General features: G+C 58.2%; 12 protein-coding genes. 8 read left to right on the top strand and 4 right to left on the bottom strand.

Annotated features, from left to right (window positions below; genetic code table 11):
* Nucleotides 1–296: 296 nt before the first annotated feature.
* On the top strand, nucleotides 297–614 hold the full coding sequence (locus HF327_RS05995) for a hypothetical protein (RefSeq protein WP_169107381.1): 318 nt from the start codon (nucleotides 297–299) through the stop codon (nucleotides 612–614).
* A gap of 157 nt (nucleotides 615–771) precedes the next feature.
* On the opposite strand, the gene mpl is transcribed toward HF327_RS05995, so the two are convergent.
* Nucleotides 772–2,190 carry a UDP-N-acetylmuramate:L-alanyl-gamma-D-glutamyl-meso-diaminopimelate ligase gene (gene mpl / locus HF327_RS05990; protein WP_169107380.1) on the bottom strand — a complete coding sequence of 473 codons (1,419 nt, stop codon included), beginning with the start codon at nucleotides 2,188–2,190 and terminating at the stop codon, nucleotides 772–774.
* 278 nt (nucleotides 2,191–2,468) lie between these two features.
* On the opposite strand from mpl, the gene HF327_RS05985 reads away from it, so the two are divergent.
* From HF327_RS05985 to HF327_RS05955, 7 genes are all read left to right on the top strand, one after another.
* Entirely contained in the window at nucleotides 2,469–3,071 is a 603-nt protein-coding gene (locus tag HF327_RS05985) for a hypothetical protein (protein ID WP_198460430.1), read from the top strand.
* Nucleotide 3,072: 1 nt separating this feature from the next.
* A complete protein-coding gene (locus HF327_RS05980; protein ID WP_407927028.1) occupies nucleotides 3,073–3,618 on the top strand; it encodes a TlpA family protein disulfide reductase in 546 nt (181 codons plus the stop codon).
* Nucleotides 3,619–3,766: 148 nt separating this feature from the next.
* Entirely contained in the window at nucleotides 3,767–4,225 is a 459-nt protein-coding gene (gene accB / locus HF327_RS05975; protein ID WP_169107378.1) for an acetyl-CoA carboxylase biotin carboxyl carrier protein, read from the top strand.
* 124 nt (nucleotides 4,226–4,349) lie between these two features.
* Nucleotides 4,350–5,708, top strand: a complete 1,359-nt coding sequence (gene accC / locus HF327_RS05970) for an acetyl-CoA carboxylase biotin carboxylase subunit (RefSeq protein ID WP_169107377.1) — start codon at nucleotides 4,350–4,352, stop codon at nucleotides 5,706–5,708.
* Nucleotides 5,709–5,853: 145 nt separating this feature from the next.
* The gene (gene prmA, locus HF327_RS05965; protein ID WP_169107376.1) at nucleotides 5,854–6,744 is read left to right on the top strand and encodes a 50S ribosomal protein L11 methyltransferase; all 891 of its coding nucleotides are present in this window, start codon (nucleotides 5,854–5,856) and stop codon (nucleotides 6,742–6,744) included.
* A 61-nt stretch (nucleotides 6,745–6,805) separates the two neighbouring features.
* Complete coding sequence (locus HF327_RS05960; RefSeq protein ID WP_169107375.1) at nucleotides 6,806–8,083, top strand: zinc-ribbon and DUF3426 domain-containing protein; 1,278 nt, start codon at nucleotides 6,806–6,808, stop codon at nucleotides 8,081–8,083.
* A gap of 24 nt (nucleotides 8,084–8,107) precedes the next feature.
* Nucleotides 8,108–9,007 (top strand): carbohydrate kinase family protein, encoded by a 900-nt coding sequence (locus tag HF327_RS05955; protein WP_169107374.1) that lies wholly within the window; start codon nucleotides 8,108–8,110, stop codon nucleotides 9,005–9,007.
* Nucleotides 9,008–9,111: 104 nt separating this feature from the next.
* On the opposite strand, the gene HF327_RS05950 is transcribed toward HF327_RS05955, so the two are convergent.
* From HF327_RS05950 to HF327_RS05940, 3 genes are all read right to left on the bottom strand, one after another.
* Complete coding sequence (locus tag HF327_RS05950) at nucleotides 9,112–10,059, bottom strand: hypothetical protein (RefSeq protein ID WP_169107373.1); 948 nt, start codon at nucleotides 10,057–10,059, stop codon at nucleotides 9,112–9,114.
* A gap of 177 nt (nucleotides 10,060–10,236) precedes the next feature.
* A complete protein-coding gene (locus HF327_RS05945) occupies nucleotides 10,237–11,325 on the bottom strand; it encodes a ribonucleotide-diphosphate reductase subunit beta (RefSeq protein ID WP_169107372.1) in 1,089 nt (362 codons plus the stop codon).
* A 217-nt stretch (nucleotides 11,326–11,542) separates the two neighbouring features.
* The gene (locus HF327_RS05940) at nucleotides 11,543–14,440 is read right to left on the bottom strand and encodes a ribonucleoside-diphosphate reductase subunit alpha (protein ID WP_169107371.1); all 2,898 of its coding nucleotides are present in this window, start codon (nucleotides 14,438–14,440) and stop codon (nucleotides 11,543–11,545) included.
* Nucleotides 14,441–14,755 lie beyond the last annotated feature (315 nt).

The following is a 14,755-nucleotide window of genomic DNA, read 5'->3' as shown; positions in this document are numbered from 1 at the left end:
CGGGGCTCAATAACAATAGAGTTACGGTTTCTTAACAGGGGTTGAAAAAGACACTTTCGCCCTTATATTCATACTAAGTATGCGCTCGGTGCTATCAAATTAATTGGTTTTTCACTGCTGCATACACCATGTTTTTGTAACCGCTGTGATGCCCGATGGATCTTGCCAGGGCCTGCACTGGTTGCCACAGCTGTTTGCAAGCTGTCAGCTTGCAGCGTCTTCAGCCCCTCGGCCACTATTAAGCTGTGGCCACAACAACGAATGGTGCAACAGTCACCAGAAGTGAGAGGAGATATATGCGTAGTGAAGTAATCGTGGTTTTGGGTGATGACCTGGAATACCGGGTCGATACCCAGTCTCTGCCGACTGTGAGTTCGGATGAAGGTCGTCGCTGGCTGGATCAGCAATTTATCTCCCTCGAGTGCGAGCCTTTGCGTGCCACCGGCAAGGTGCTGCTGGCCGACAAGCTGGTCGTCGTCGCGCGTGAAGCGCGCAATCGTCCCGAGTTGTTTGAGAGCGCAGACTGGCGTAACACTTATGCCGTGGCCGCTCAGGCAGTGCTGTCCAAGCCGCTGATTCGGGTGGATGTGCCGGCAATGTCGATTAGTTATTGACATCCCCTGAGTCGCTGCGCGGCTTCCCCCAAAGGGGTGCCTTCGCCGCGAGGCGGCTCTTGCTTGGCATCTCTGGCATGGAGTAGCGCCAGTTTTAAAGTGTGCTCTTGAAAACAAAATGCCCGTTGATTTCTCAGTGGGCATTTTTGTTTCTGGCTTACTTCAGTGCTTCAAGCAGCTTGGCGTGGATGCCGCCAAAGCCGCCGTTGCTCATGCCGACAATATGGTCACCGGGCTTGGCTGCTGCGGTGATCTGGCCAATCAAGGTGCTGATATCGCCAGCGACTTGAGCACGTTTGCCGGGGCCTACGCCCATGGATTCCATGGCTTCTGCGGCATCCCAGTCCAGGCCGGCGGTGTGACAGAAGACGAGGTCAGCGCTTTCCAGCGACCAGGGCAGCTGGCTCTTCATGGTGCCCAGTTTCATGGTGTTGCTGCGGGGCTCGAAGACGGCGAGGATGCGTGCATCGGGGCCGAGCTTGCGACGGAGGCCGTCCAGAGTGGTGCGGATGGCTGTGGGGTGGTGGGCAAAATCGTCGTAGATTTCAATGCCGCTCACCGTGCCGCGCAGTTCCATGCGGCGCTTGACGCTCTGAAAGCGTGACAGGGCTTCGCAGGCGACTTCGGCGCTGACGCCCAGATGGTCTGCGGCAGCAATGGCGGCCAGAGCGTTGAGCTGGTTGTGCACGCCAGTCAGCGACCAGGTCAGCTGGCCCACTTTCTTGCCATGGCGCAGCACGGCAAAGTCGCTGGGGTCGCCTTCGGCGCTGAAATCGCTGACAGCAGTGCCGAAAGCGCGCACTTCGCTCCAGCAACCATGGCCCAACACGCGGGTCAGGCTTTCTTCCAGTCCGTTAGTCACCACGCGCCCGGTGGAGGGAACGGTGCGCACCAGATGGTGAAACTGGCGTTCAATCGCAGCCAGATCGTCAAAGATGTCTGCGTGATCGAATTCTAGGTTGTTCAGCACGGCCGTACGAGGGCGGTAGTGCACAAACTTGCTGCGCTTGTCAAAGAAGGCCGTGTCGTATTCATCGGCTTCAATCACAAACACGGGCTCGTCGCCCATAGGGCCGGGGCCGGTCGCGGGGCGCTTGGGCGCACCCAGACGGGCAGAGACGCCAAAGTCCAGCGGCACACCGCCCACCAGAAAGCCCGGTTGCAGACCTGCGCATTCGAGTACCCATGCCAGCATGGATGTGGTGGTGGTCTTGCCGTGCGTACCTGCGACGGCCAGCACATGGCGACCGCGCAGCACATGTTCCGCTAACCACTGGGGGCCGCTGGTGTACGCGGCACCGGTGTCCAGAATGGCTTCCATCAGCGGGAATTTGGGCGAGCCGTCGGGCAGGTGTTTGCGGCTGACGACATTGCCGATCACATACATATCGGGCTTGAGCGCAATCTGATCGGCGCCATAGCCCTCAATCAGCTCAATACCCAGCTGGCGCAGCTGATCGCTCATTGGCGGGTAGACACCCGCATCGCAGCCTGTCACTTTATGACCGGCTTCACGCGCCAAGGCGGCCAGACCTCCCATGAAGGTGCCGCAAATGCCCAGAATATGAATGTGCATGGCCGGGGATTCTACGTTTGTGCGTAGACCCTGAGGGCGATCTATCGGTTGCGCAAGCGCTGCCAGTAACCTTTCTTATCAAATTGATAGCTGGTTGCGCTTTATTTATATTAGCTTGAAAGTGTTTTTACCTTGAGGATGAGATCTATCAAGCGCTACCAGTTATCAAAACATCAGCCTTGTGCGGAATAGGCCAAAGTGTCCGCGCTTTCATGGGCCACAATGTCTGCAAATGACCTGCATTGCACACTGCTGCGGAAGCTACGGAAGAGCGCGCTATGAGTTTGGATAATTTGACAGCTGAAATCGCTCAGACAGCGGCACGCATCGTGGTCGAAGAAGGGTTGGAGTGGGGCCCGGCCAAGCAGCGCGCCGTGCGCCAGCTGGCCCTGCCCAGTCGTACGGCTCTGCCCGATAACGACCAGCTGGAAGAGGCGGTGCGTGAATATATCGAGCTGTTCTGTGGCGACACCCAGCCACAAGAGCTGCTGGCGCTGCGCGAGCTGGCGCTGCTCTGGATGGACCGGCTGCAGGAGTTTCGCCCGCATCTGGCCGGTGCGGTCTGGCGCGGTACGGCGACACGCTTGTCTGATATTTACCTGCAATTGTTTTGCGATGACTCCAAGTCCGCAGAAATCGCCCTGATCAACAACCAGGTGAACTACGAACCGAGCACGGTGACTGGCTTTCAGGGAAAACCGGTTGAGGCACTTTCCATCCACTCCCTGTGCAAACCGATCAATGAAACCGTGGGCGTGCATCTGATGGTGTATGACCATGACGATATGCGCGGCGCCATGAAGCCCGATAGCCGAGGACGCAGCCCGCGTGGCGATGCCAAGGCGTTGCGCAAGCTACTGGAGGAAAGTCGTGATGAGTGAGATGCCAAGTCCTGATTCCCAAGGCAAAGGTCGCAAGCGCCGCCTCTGGCTAACGGCCTCTGTCGCGGGCGTGGCTGCGGCGGCGGGCGCGGGCTTTGCATGGTTGCGCAGCCAGCCGCAGGCCATGGGCCCCAGCGCTGAAGCGCAGTTGTGGAGCCAGGTTTTTGAAACGCCAGACGGAAAACCGTTTGCCATGGCCGACTTCAAAGGTCGCCCGGTACTGCTCAACTTCTGGGCGACCTGGTGCCCGCCTTGCGTGAAAGAGCTGCCCATGCTCAGCGAATTTGCGGCCAAGCAAGGCGCCAAGGGCATTCAGGTCGTGGGTTTGGCTGTTGATAAGTCTGAAGCCGTGCAGCGGTTTTTGCAGCGTCAACCTGTGCAGTTCCCCGTTGGTATTGCCATGCAAGGCGGGTTAGGCCTTACTCGAACCCTGGGGAATTTGCAAGGCGGCCTGCCGTTTACGGTTTTCTTCGACAGCCAAGGTCAAGTCAGGCAGCGTAAAATAGGCGAACTTTCCAGCGAAGATCTGGCAAATTGGAGCAAATAGAGCGAATGAACATTGCTCTTGCCGTCAGAAAAGTGTAGGCGAGCAAAATTCCCTGGTGACGTTATTGAAAAATATCCGCCAATGCGCGCAGAAGGCAGAATTTGAGGTAAATTCGCGCCCTGTTTAGAATTAAGTCGCTGGAGCTCCCATGGATTTGCGAAAACTCAAGACCCTCATTGACCTGGTGTCCGAATCGAATGTGTCGGAACTGGAGATCACCGAAGCAGAGGGCAAGGTCCGTATCGTCAAGAGCGAAGGTGTTGTGCATCAACAGTACGTTGCCGCCCCCATGCAGGCAGCCCCCATCATGGCCGCCCCGGTTGCAGCCGCTGCCGCGCCCGTCGCCGCAGCACCTGCCGCAGCCGCTGTGGAAGGTCATGTCGTCAAGTCGCCCATGGTTGGCACTTTCTACCGCGCTTCCAGCCCTGGTGCCAAGGCTTTTGTGGATGTGGGCAGCCAGGTCAAGGAAGGCGACACGATCTGCATCGTTGAAGCCATGAAGATCCTCAACGAGATCGAAGCCGACAAGAGCGGCACCATTGTTCGCGTTCTGGGTGAAAACGGCCAGGCTGTGGAATACGGCCAGCCTCTGTTCGTGATCGAGTAATAGATCATGAGGCGTTGCATGCAGCTCGCATTGCAGCGCCGAGGTGCGCTAGCCACTGGCTGCGCGACTGGGTCATTGGCAGTGGTCTGCGCTGAGATGCAGGCAACAAGCTGCGAGGAACTTCATGTTTAAGAAAATTTTGGTTGCCAATCGGGGCGAAATTGCCCTGCGCATCCAGCGCGCTTGTCGTGAGCTGGGTATCAAGGCGGTGATGGTTTATTCCGAAGCCGACCGTGATGCCAAGTACGTCAAGCTCGCCGACGAAGCCGTGTGTATTGGCCCAGCTCCCTCGGGACTGAGCTACCTCAACATGCCGGCCCTCATCTCGGCTGCCGAAGTGACGGACGCCGAGGCGATTCACCCTGGCTACGGCTTCCTGGCCGAGAACGCTGACTTCGCCGAGCGCGTTGAAAAAAGCGGTTTCACCTTTATTGGCCCGACACCTGAAAACATCCGCATCATGGGTGACAAGGTTTCTGCCAAGCAAGCCATGATCAAGGCTGGCGTGCCTTGCGTGCCCGGTTCGGACGGCGAACTGCCTGACGATCCCGCACTCATCAAGCGCATTGCCAAGGCTGTGGGCTACCCAGTGATCATCAAAGCCTCCGGTGGTGGCGGTGGTCGCGGCATGCGCGTGGTGCATACCGAGGCAGCTCTGGTGAACGCTGTGCAAATGACCAAGGCGGAAGCTGCTGCAGCTTTCGGCAATCCTGCGGTTTACATGGAAAAGTACCTGCAAAACCCACGTCACGTGGAAATTCAGGTGATTGCCGATACCTTCAAGAACGCCGTCTATCTGGGCGAGCGCGACTGCTCCATGCAGCGCCGCCACCAGAAGGTGATCGAAGAGGCTCCGGCCCCAGGCATTCCCCGCAAGCTGATTGAGCGCATTGGTGAGCGCTGCGTGGCCGCCTGCAAGAAGATCGGTTACCGCGGTGCGGGTACGTTCGAGTTCCTGTACGAAAACGGCGAGTTCTACTTTATCGAGATGAACACCCGTATTCAGGTGGAGCACCCGATCTCCGAGCTGATCACCGGCGTGGACATTGTTCGCACCCAGATCATGGTGGCCGCTGGCGAAAAGCTGCCGTTCACCCAGCGCCAGATCGAATTCAAGGGCCATGCCATTGAATGCCGTGTGAACGCTGAAGATCCCTATAAGTTCACCCCCTCGCCTGGCCGCATCACCATGTGGCATGCCCCCGGTGGCCCTGGCGTGCGCGTGGACTCGCATGTGTACAACAACTACTTCGTGCCGCCTAACTACGACTCGATGATCGGCAAGATCATCACGTATGGCGATACCCGCGAGCAGGCTATTTCCCGCATGCGCACCGCGCTGCTGGAGACGGTGGTTGAAGGCATCAACACGAATATTCCGCTGCACCAGGATTTGATGGTGGACGCGAAGTTCATTGAGGGTGGCACGAACATCCACTATCTGGAAGAGTGGCTGACACGCCGCAACCCTTCCAAGCGATGAGCGGGCATTTGCCGCTTTGACCTCTCATGCTGGCCTCTGGTGACGGAGACCAGCATTTTCGTTTTTCAGGAAACTACGGTTTACCCAGACAGATTGAGGCATGGCCTTGCATCTTGCTCTGTGTAGATCCATGAAAGGATTGGCCATGTACGAGCTAAGCCTGTTGTGCCCGGAGGACCGGGTTGAAACTATGAGCGACGCGCTGGATGCACTGGATGCATTGAGCGTCTCCGTTGAAGATGCGGATGCGCAAACAGATGCCGAGCAGGCGCTGTTTGGTGAGCCCGGCATGCCTGCGCCCAAGGATGGCTGGCAGCGCAGTCGTGTGATTGCATTGTTTCCAACCGAAGCGGCGGCCGTGGAAGCGCGCGAGCTGCTGCAACCGCAGGACTTTTTTGAAGGTTGCAAGATTCTGGCCGTCAAGTCTGTACCCGAGCAGGATTGGGTGCGCCTGACGCAATCGCAGTTCGAGCCCGTGGATATCACGCCCGAGTTCTGGATTGTGCCAACCTGGCATGAATTGCCCGAGCAGGCCAAGGTCAGCATTCGCCTTGACCCCGGTCTGGCCTTTGGTACCGGTACCCACCCCACGACCCGCATGTGCCTGCGCTGGATTGCACGCCAGCCCAAGGGGACGCTGGGCCGTACGCTGGACTATGGCTGTGGCTCCGGCATTCTGGCCATTGGTGCCGCCAAGTTTGGCGCGACCGAAATCGACGCAGTAGATATCGATCCAGCGGCGGTGGAGTCCACCAACTACAACAGCAGCGCCAACCATGTGCAGGTCACCGCCGGTTTGCCTGATGCGGCTGGCGGTGCATATCAGACCGTGCTGGCCAATATTCTGGCGACCCCGCTCAAGGTGCTGGCCCCTCTGCTGTGTGGCCGAGTGCAGGCGGGTGGCAATTTGGTGCTGGCCGGTATTCTGGAGCGTCAGGCTGACGAACTCAAAGAAGCCTATGCCCCCTATCTCAAGCTTGAGGTGGCCGACACCCAGGATGGCTGGATCTTGATGACCGCCCGGCGCGCCGCCTGATTCCGATACATGCCCGCACCCTTGCTGGGTGCGGTTTGCTGCTGCCTACCATTGCCATCCGATGAGCCAAGTTACTCGTTGCCCCTCCTGTGGAACCTGCTTCAAAGTAGTTGCAGACCAGTTGCGCATCTCGCAAGGCTGGGTGCGCTGCGGCAGGTGTCAAAGCGTATTTGATGCATCTCAGGACTTGCAGACCGTGCCCGATGAATTGCTGGAGCCTAAAGCTCAGCAGCCAGCGGTGCAGGCCCCTGTTGCGCAGCAAGAATCAGTGCAAAAGCAAGATATTGCTGAGACATCGAATGCTCCTTTTTTAGAAGCTGCTAACGCTTATGAAGAAAGGGCTGTAGCCCCATCTGATTCAAATCTTGCTTCTGAAGAAGCGCAAGATGTGGAGTCTGCAAAAGTGGATGCTGCACAGGAGCAGGCAGCGGAAATGGGTGATCAGGAGGCGGCTCAATCCCCACTTGAATCGCCAGCAGTGTCTGGACCGGAGTCCGAATCTCCGCCTGAAGGCGCAGAAGAGCAGGAGGCTGCAGAGCCTTCGTTTGTCGATCAGGCGCGGCCTCTGATCGCGGAGGATCAGTCGCCGGTTGAGTCGGTGCAGGCTGAACAGGACAAGTCACCGCTTGCCCCTGAATCAGAGCCCGACGCTCAGTTAGAAGCTGCGGTAGACGTCGAATCGGCGAATGCTCTGAGGTCTGCGCATGTGGACGAGTCAATGTCCGTTGCTGCGGTGTCTCAGCCTGTGGATGCAGATGCAGATGCGAACAAGGACGATGACAAAAATGAGGGTGAGGATGAAAAATCTTTGCCTGAAAGCGATGAGCCCGGCTTTGTGCGCGAAGCGCGACGCAAGGCCTTCTGGCAGTCCACTGGCATGCGTGCTGTGCTGGTCCTGGGTTCTCTGGCCGCTGTGGCGGGCGTTGCAGGCCAGTATGCATGGCAGCAGCGCGATGCTCTGGCGGCGCAGTACCCGGCGCTGACGCCTGTTTTGACCCATGCATGCCGCCTGGCTGGTTGCGAGCTGCAGGCGCGGCGCCAGATTGCCGATGTGGTGATCAGCGGCTCTGGCTTCACGCAACTGGCCGACGCACAGCAGTACCAGTGGAGTTTGACGCTGGAAAACCGCTCCGATTTTGCCGTGGCAACGCCCATGGCAGAGCTGACGTTGACCGATGCACAGGACAAACCGCTGCTCCGCCGGGTGATAGATCTCAAGCCTCTTGGTGCGCCAGAGCAGTTATGGGCCCACCAGGAGTGGAGCGTCAGCGTACCTGTTCAAGTGCAGGAGCTTGACGCCCCCGTAGCCGGCTACCGTGCACTGGTTTTTTACCCCTAATCAATTTCTGAAAGTGAAAGCGCCATGGCTGCTTTGATCTGTGGATCGCTGGCATTCGATAACATCATGACCTTTGAAGGTCGTTTTGCGGACCAGATTCTTCCTGACCAGCTGCACATTCTGAATGTGTCGTTTCTGGTGCCTACGCTGCGCCGCGATTTTGGTGGTTGCGCCGGCAATATTGCCTACAGCCTGAGGCTGCTGGGCGGCGATGCACGCCCCATGGCCATGGTGGGTAGTGATGGTGCTGACTATGTTCAGCGCTTCAAGGAGCTGGGCATTGAAACCTGCCATGTGGGCCAATTGCAGAGCACGCACACGGCTCAGTGCATGATCATGACGGACCGTGACAACAACCAGATCACGGCCTTCCACCCCGGCGCCATGATGCAGGCGCACGAGAATCAGATCACGGCCGATATGGCTGAGGAGGTCAAGGTCGGCATCGTCGCTCCTGATGGTCGCCAGGCCATGATTGATCACGCGACGCAGTTCAAGGCGGCGGGCATTCCGTTTGTGTTCGATCCCGGTCAGGGCTTGCCCATGTTCAACGGTGACGAGCTCAAGGCCTTTATCGAGCAGGCCGACTGGGTGGCCGTGAACGACTATGAAGGCAAGATGCTCAGCGAGCGTACCGGCCTGAATTTTGCGCAAATCTCGCAGCAAGTGCGAGGCCTGGTTGTGACTCTGGGTGCTGAAGGCTGCGAAGTCTGGCAGAACGGTGAGAAGACACTGGTTCCCCCTATAAAGCCTGCTGCGGTGGTGGACCCTACCGGTTGCGGCGATGCATGGCGCGGAGCCTTCCTGTTTGGCCTGGAGCGTAGTTGGGATTTGGTGCGCTGTGCTGAACTGGGCAACCGCATGGGCGCGCTGAAGATTGCAAGCCGTGGCCCGCAAAACTATCAGCTGGACTTTCAGCCTTGATGCCGTGGTCAGTGCACTCAGTGTGCTGACATCAGACATGTAAAAAAGCCCGACTCTCGTAAGCGAGATCGGGCTTTTTTATTACGTGCAGGTCAGGGAGCTGATTAGGGCTTGTTACCTGTGGGGAAGGGCCATGCCGCTTGAGGTGCAAGGCGAGTCTGAGCCACGGGTGCTGCGGTTTCTGCCACGGCATTTGCGGGAGCAGGTGCGGCAGTTGCCTTCTTGGTGGCAGTCTTTTTAGGAGCTGCAGCCTTCTTGGCGGGAGCAGCTTTGGCGACGGTTGCAGCCTTCTTGGGCGCAGCAGCCTTGACAGCAGTTGCAGCCTTCTTAGGAGCAGCAGCCTTGACAGCAGTTGCAGCCTTCTTGGGAGCAGCGGCCTTGACAGCAGTTGCAGCCTTCTTGGGAGCAGCAGCCTTGACAGCAGTTACAGCCTTCTTGGGAGCAGCAGCCTTGACAGCAGTTGCAGCCTTCTTGGGAGCAGCAGCCTTGACAGCAGTTGCCGCCTTCTTGGGAGCAGCAGCCTTGACAGCAGTTGCAGCCTTCTTGGGAGCAGCGGCCTTGGCAGTTGTTGCAGCCTTCTTGGGAGCAGCGGCCTTGACAGCAGTTGCAGCCTTCTTGGGAGCAGCAGCCTTGACAGCAGTTGCCGCCTTCTTGGGAGCAGCAGCCTTGACAGCTGTTGCCGCCTTCTTGGGAGCAGCGGCCTTGACAGCAGTTGCAGCCTTTTTGGGAGCAGCAGCCTTGACAGCAGTTGCAGCCTTTTTGGGAGCAGCAGCCTTGACAGCAGTTGCAGCCTTTTTGGGAGCAGCAGCCTTAGCAGTCGTTGCAGCCTTCTTGGCGGGAGCAGCAGCCTTAGCAGTCGTTGCAGCCTTCTTGGGAGCAGCGGCCTTGACAGCAGTTGCAGCCTTCTTGGCGGGAGCAGCAGCCTTGGGGGCAGCAGCGGTCTTGGTTGCTGTTGTCTTCTTTGCAGCTTCAGCCTTGGGCGCGGCCGCCTTCTTGGCAGTTATTTTTTTCTCGGGTGTGGCCTTGGCGGCCGTCTTCTTCGCAGTTGCCATCATTTTCTCCTTCGTTGATTTGCATAAGACGCCCGGCTTTTTTCATGGCCGGACGATTCAAAGCGATGTGGAGTTACGTATCGCTAGGAACACAAATTTGCTTCACGCCAAAACCTCAGTTTTTATAGCAATGAAGTGAAGCAAGTCATGACTCGCATTGTGCCTGCTTAGAAGCAATTAATCCCAAGAAAGTGCGCCTCCGGTTTGATACTCGATCACTCGTGTCTCAAAGAAGTTACGTTCTTTCTTCAAATCGATCATCTCGCTCATCCAGGGGAAAGGATTTTCTTCGCCGGGGAACAACTCTTCCAGACCAATTTGCGTGGCTCGGCGGTTGGCGATGTAGCGCAGATAGCCCTTGAACATCGACGCATTCATGCCCAGCACGCCGCGCGGCATGGTGTCTTCTGCGTATTGATATTCCAGCTCCACTGCTTGATGGAACAGGCCGACGATTTCTTGCTTGAACTCAGCGGTCCACAGGTGTGGATTCTCGAGCTTGAGCGTGTTGATCAAGTCGATGCCGAAGTTGCAGTGCATGGACTCATCACGCAGGATGTACTGGTACTGCTCTGCTGCGCCGGTCATCTTGTTCTGACGACCCAGTGCCAGAATTTGCGTGAAGCCCACGTAGAAGAACAGGCCTTCCATCAGGCAGGCAAAAACGATCAGCGACTTGAGCAAGGTCTGGTCGGTTTCGTGCGTGCCAGTCTTGAAGTTGGGGTCCATGATCGCTTCGATGAAGGGGATCAGGAACTCATCCTTGTCGCGGATGGATTTGACTTCGTTGTAGGCGTTGAAAATTTCCGATTCATCCAGACCCAGCGACTCCACGATGTACTGGTAGGCGTGTGTGTGAATGGCTTCTTCAAACGCTTGGCGCAGCAGGAACTGGCGGCACTCGGGGGCCGTGATGTGGCGGTAGGTGCCCAGCACGATGTTGTTAGCGGCCAGCGAGTCGGCAGTCACGAAGAAGCCGAGGTTGCGCTTGATGATGCGGCGCTCGTCTTCGGTCAGACCATTGGGGTCCTTCCACAAAGCGATGTCGCGGGTCATGTTCACTTCCTGCGGCATCCAGTGGTTGGCGCAGGTGGCCAGATACTTTTCCCAGGCCCACTTGTACTTGAAGGGAACCAGCTGGTTCACGTCGGTCTTAGCGTTGATGATGCGCTTGTCTGCGGCATTCACACGCTTGTGGGTGGTCGGTGCTTCGGCTTCTGCGCTAGCGGCGGAAGGGGCAAAGGTGTCGTCGTCAAAGCTCAGCATGAAGGTATTCCTTAATGGGAAAAAGCTGGGTGCAATGCAATCGACATCCAGCCTTTAGATTCATCTAGTTTTTTAAGCGTCAGTTCAAAACTGGCGCTATCCACCCCAGAGACACCAAGCAAGAGCCGCCTCGCGGCGAAGGTGTCATCCCCCTCCCATAGCGCGCAGCGCGTAGTGAGAGGGGGAAGGCGCAAAGCGCCTCAGGGGGTGTCGTTAATTACTGGCAGGCTTCGCAGCCTGGGTCGTCAATCGCGCAGAACTTCACATCCGTTGCAGGAGCCTGTGCACGGGCAGCAGCAGCGGCAGCTTCCAGCGCGCTCATCGCAGGCTTGGCAGCCGCAGGAGCAGCGGAAGACACCGCATTCAGCGTGCGGCTTTGGACCGTCGATTTTTCAATCTGGGTCGCGCTGGTGGTGCGCAGGTAGTAGGTGGTCTTGAGGCCACGAACCCATGCCAGCATGTAGGTGTCGTGCAGCTTCTTGCCCGATGCACCGGCCATGTAGATGTTCAGGCTCTGTGCCTGATCGATCCACTTCTGGCGACGCGAGGCGGCTTCCACCAGCCATTCGGGCGAGACTTCAAACGCGGTGGCGTAGAGGCTCTTGATCTCTTCTGGCACACGGTCAATGGCGCGCAGCGAGCCGTCGAAGTGCTTCAGGTCCATGACCATCACGTCATCCCACAGGCCCAGGCGCTTGAGGTCACGCACCAGGTACTGGTTGATGACGGTGAATTCGCCCGACAGGTTGGATTTCACGGACAGGTTGCCGAACGAAGGTTCAATCGATGCATCCACACCCACGATGTTGGAAATGGTGGCCGTAGGCGCAATGGCCACGCAGTTGCTGTTGCGCATGCCGTCCTTGGCAATCTTGGCGCGCAGAGCATCCCAGTCCATCTGAGCGGAGCGGTCCACTTCCACATAGCCGCCACGGGCCTTTTCCAGCAGCTTCAGGGTGTCTGGGGGCAGGATGCCCTGATCCCACAGCGAGCCCTTGAAGGTGGAGTAAGTGCCGCGTTCCTTGGACAGCTCGGTCGAGGCCCAGTAGGCGTAGTAGCAGATCGCTTCCATGGCCTGGTCGGCAAACTCGACAGCACCTTCGCTGGCGTAGGCGGTGCGCATTTCATACAGCGCATCCTGGAAGCCCATCAGGCCCATGCCCACAGGGCGGTGGCGCAGATTGGATTCCTTGGCCTTGGCCACGGCGTAGTAGTTGATGTCGATGACGTTGTCCAGCATGCGCATGGCGGTGGTCACCGTCTTGCGCAGCTTGTCGTGGTCTATCTTGCCGTCCTTGATGTGCTGAACCAGGTTCACGGAGCCGAGGTTGCACACTGCGGTTTCGGTGTCGCTGGTATTCAGTGTGATCTCGGTGCACAGGTTGGACGAGTGCACCACGCCCACGTGTTGCTGGGGCGAACGGATGTTGCAAGGATCCTTGAAGGTGATCCAAGGGTGGCCAGTCTCGAACAGCATCGAGAGCATCTTGCGCCACAGGTCGGTGGCAGGCAGTGTCTTGTGCAGTTTGAGTTCACCGGCAGCAGCCTTGGCTTCGTAAGCCAGATAAGCTTTTTCGAACTCGGCACCAAACAGGTCGTGCAGATCGGGCACATCGCAGGGTGAGAACAGAGTCCAGTTGCCCTTTTCCATCACGCGCTTCATGAACAGGTCTGGAATCCAGTTGGCCGTGTTCATATCGTGGGTGCGGCGGCGGTCATCGCCGGTGTTCTTGCGCAGCTCCAGGAACTCTTCGATGTCCAGGTGCCATGTTTCCAGATAGGTACAGACGGCGCCCTTGCGCTTGCCGCCTTGGTTAACGGCCACAGCCGTGTCGTTGACGACCTTGAGGAAAGGCACAACGCCTTGCGACTCGCCGTTCGTGCCCTTGATGCGCGAACCCAGAGCACGCACGCGTGTCCAGTCATTGCCCAGACCGCCCGCAAACTTGGACAGCAGGGCGTTTTCCTTGATGGACTCGTAGATGCCGTCCAGATCGTCGGGCACGGTGGTCAGGTAGCAGGACGACAGCTGCGAGCGCAGTGTGCCGCTGTTGAACAGCGTGGGGGTGGACGACATGAAGTCGAACGACGACAGCAGCTCGTAGAACTCGATGGCGCGCGCGTTGCGGTCATCTTCTTGCAGCGCCAGGCCCATGGCCACGCGCATGAAGAAGGACTGGGGCAGCTCGATGCGGGTCTTCTTGACGTGCAGGAAGTAGCGGTCGTACAGAGTCTGCAGACCCAGGTAGTCGAACTGTTCGTCGCGCTCGGCCTTCAGGGCCTTGGCCAGACGGGGCAGGTCGTAGTTCAGCAGCTCGGGGTTGAGCAGTTCGTTGTCCACACCCTTCTGGATGAAGCCTGGGAAGTACTCAGCGTAGGCGGTCTGCATGTCGGCAGGCTGCACATCGCGCAGCATGACTTCGCGCACGATGGTGTGCAGCAGCAGGCGGGCGGTGACGTAGGTGTAGTCGGGATCTTTTTCGATCAGCGTGCGGGCAGCCAGAATGGACGCCTTGTAGACCTCGGCCAGTGGCACGCCGTCGTACAGGTTGCGCAGGGTCTCAGCCATGATGGGCGCGGCCTGAATGTCGGCATTCAGGTTGCGGCAAGACGACTGGATCAATGCTTGCAGCAGTTCCTGGTTCATAGGCACGCGCTGGCCGTTTTCGGTCACATGCAGCACGGGCTTGGCGGAGACAGCGGCAGCGGCCACCTCGGCGGCCTTCTTATGCTCGGCGCGCTCCTGGTTGCGGCGCTCGCGGTACAGCACATAGGCGCGAGCCACATCCTGGTGACCACCGCGCATCAGGCCCAGCTCAACCTGGTCTTGCACGTCTTCAATGTGGAAGGTGCCGCCTTCAGGGCGCGAACGCAGCAGGGCGCGGACCACGCCTTCGGTCAGTTCGTTGACGGTATCGCGAACGCTGGCAGAAGCAGCGCCTTGTGCGCCGCGCACGGCCAGAAAGGCCTTGGTCAGGGCGATGGCAATCTTCTGGGGGGCGAACGCCACCACATCACCGCTGCGGCGAATGATCTGGTAGTTGTCGTTGGGGGAGGAAGAATCAGCTGCGCTGACAGGCGCGGCAGAAGGCAGTGAGTTCAACGCTTCTTGCATAAGTTCCTCGGAATCAGTTTGTGGATAGCAGACAAAGGCCTGCACTCTGGGCAGGCCGTCAAGAACAAGATTTGGCGCCAAGGTCTACACATGGTTTGCACAGGGTGTGCACAACTTGTAAACACTAGATGTGGGGTCTAAGGCGCTCTCAAACACTACCGGTAGTGTATCGCTCTTCAATCTTGCTGACCTGATGAAACTACTGAAATGGACATTTGAGCAGCCGCTTGACAGCTTGAAAAAAGCCTTCATACCGCATGAATCAAGGGCTGTGGCGTGGTTGCGGTGCAGCAGATTACGTGCCGTAAATTTGTA

The sequence above is a fragment of the Comamonas suwonensis genome, assembly GCF_012844455.2.
In the GTDB taxonomy this organism is placed as follows: domain Bacteria; phylum Pseudomonadota; class Gammaproteobacteria; order Burkholderiales; family Burkholderiaceae_C; genus Comamonas; species Comamonas suwonensis.
The sequence above is the reverse complement of the archived record's forward strand: the minus strand, read 5'-3'. Positions and strand labels throughout refer to the sequence as shown.

What these genes read in the sequence shown, in the direction of transcription:
- HF327_RS05995 (WP_169107381.1), top strand. Translation starts at nt 297, where the DNA reads ATGCGTAGTGAAGTAATCGTGGTTTTGGGTGATGACCTGGAATACCGG.
- mpl (WP_169107380.1), bottom strand. Translation starts at nt 2,190, where the DNA reads ATGCACATTCATATTCTGGGCATTTGCGGCACCTTCATGGGAGGTCTG.
- HF327_RS05985 (WP_198460430.1), top strand. Translation starts at nt 2,469, where the DNA reads ATGAGTTTGGATAATTTGACAGCTGAAATCGCTCAGACAGCGGCACGC.
- HF327_RS05980 (WP_407927028.1), top strand. Translation starts at nt 3,073, where the DNA reads ATGCCAAGTCCTGATTCCCAAGGCAAAGGTCGCAAGCGCCGCCTCTGG.
- accB (WP_169107378.1), top strand. Translation starts at nt 3,767, where the DNA reads ATGGATTTGCGAAAACTCAAGACCCTCATTGACCTGGTGTCCGAATCG.
- accC (WP_169107377.1), top strand. Translation starts at nt 4,350, where the DNA reads ATGTTTAAGAAAATTTTGGTTGCCAATCGGGGCGAAATTGCCCTGCGC.
- prmA (WP_169107376.1), top strand. Translation starts at nt 5,854, where the DNA reads ATGTACGAGCTAAGCCTGTTGTGCCCGGAGGACCGGGTTGAAACTATG.
- HF327_RS05960 (WP_169107375.1), top strand. Translation starts at nt 6,806, where the DNA reads ATGAGCCAAGTTACTCGTTGCCCCTCCTGTGGAACCTGCTTCAAAGTA.
- HF327_RS05955 (WP_169107374.1), top strand. Translation starts at nt 8,108, where the DNA reads ATGGCTGCTTTGATCTGTGGATCGCTGGCATTCGATAACATCATGACC.
- HF327_RS05950 (WP_169107373.1), bottom strand. Translation starts at nt 10,059, where the DNA reads ATGGCAACTGCGAAGAAGACGGCCGCCAAGGCCACACCCGAGAAAAAA.
- HF327_RS05945 (WP_169107372.1), bottom strand. Translation starts at nt 11,325, where the DNA reads ATGCTGAGCTTTGACGACGACACCTTTGCCCCTTCCGCCGCTAGCGCA.
- HF327_RS05940 (WP_169107371.1), bottom strand. Translation starts at nt 14,440, where the DNA reads ATGCAAGAAGCGTTGAACTCACTGCCTTCTGCCGCGCCTGTCAGCGCA.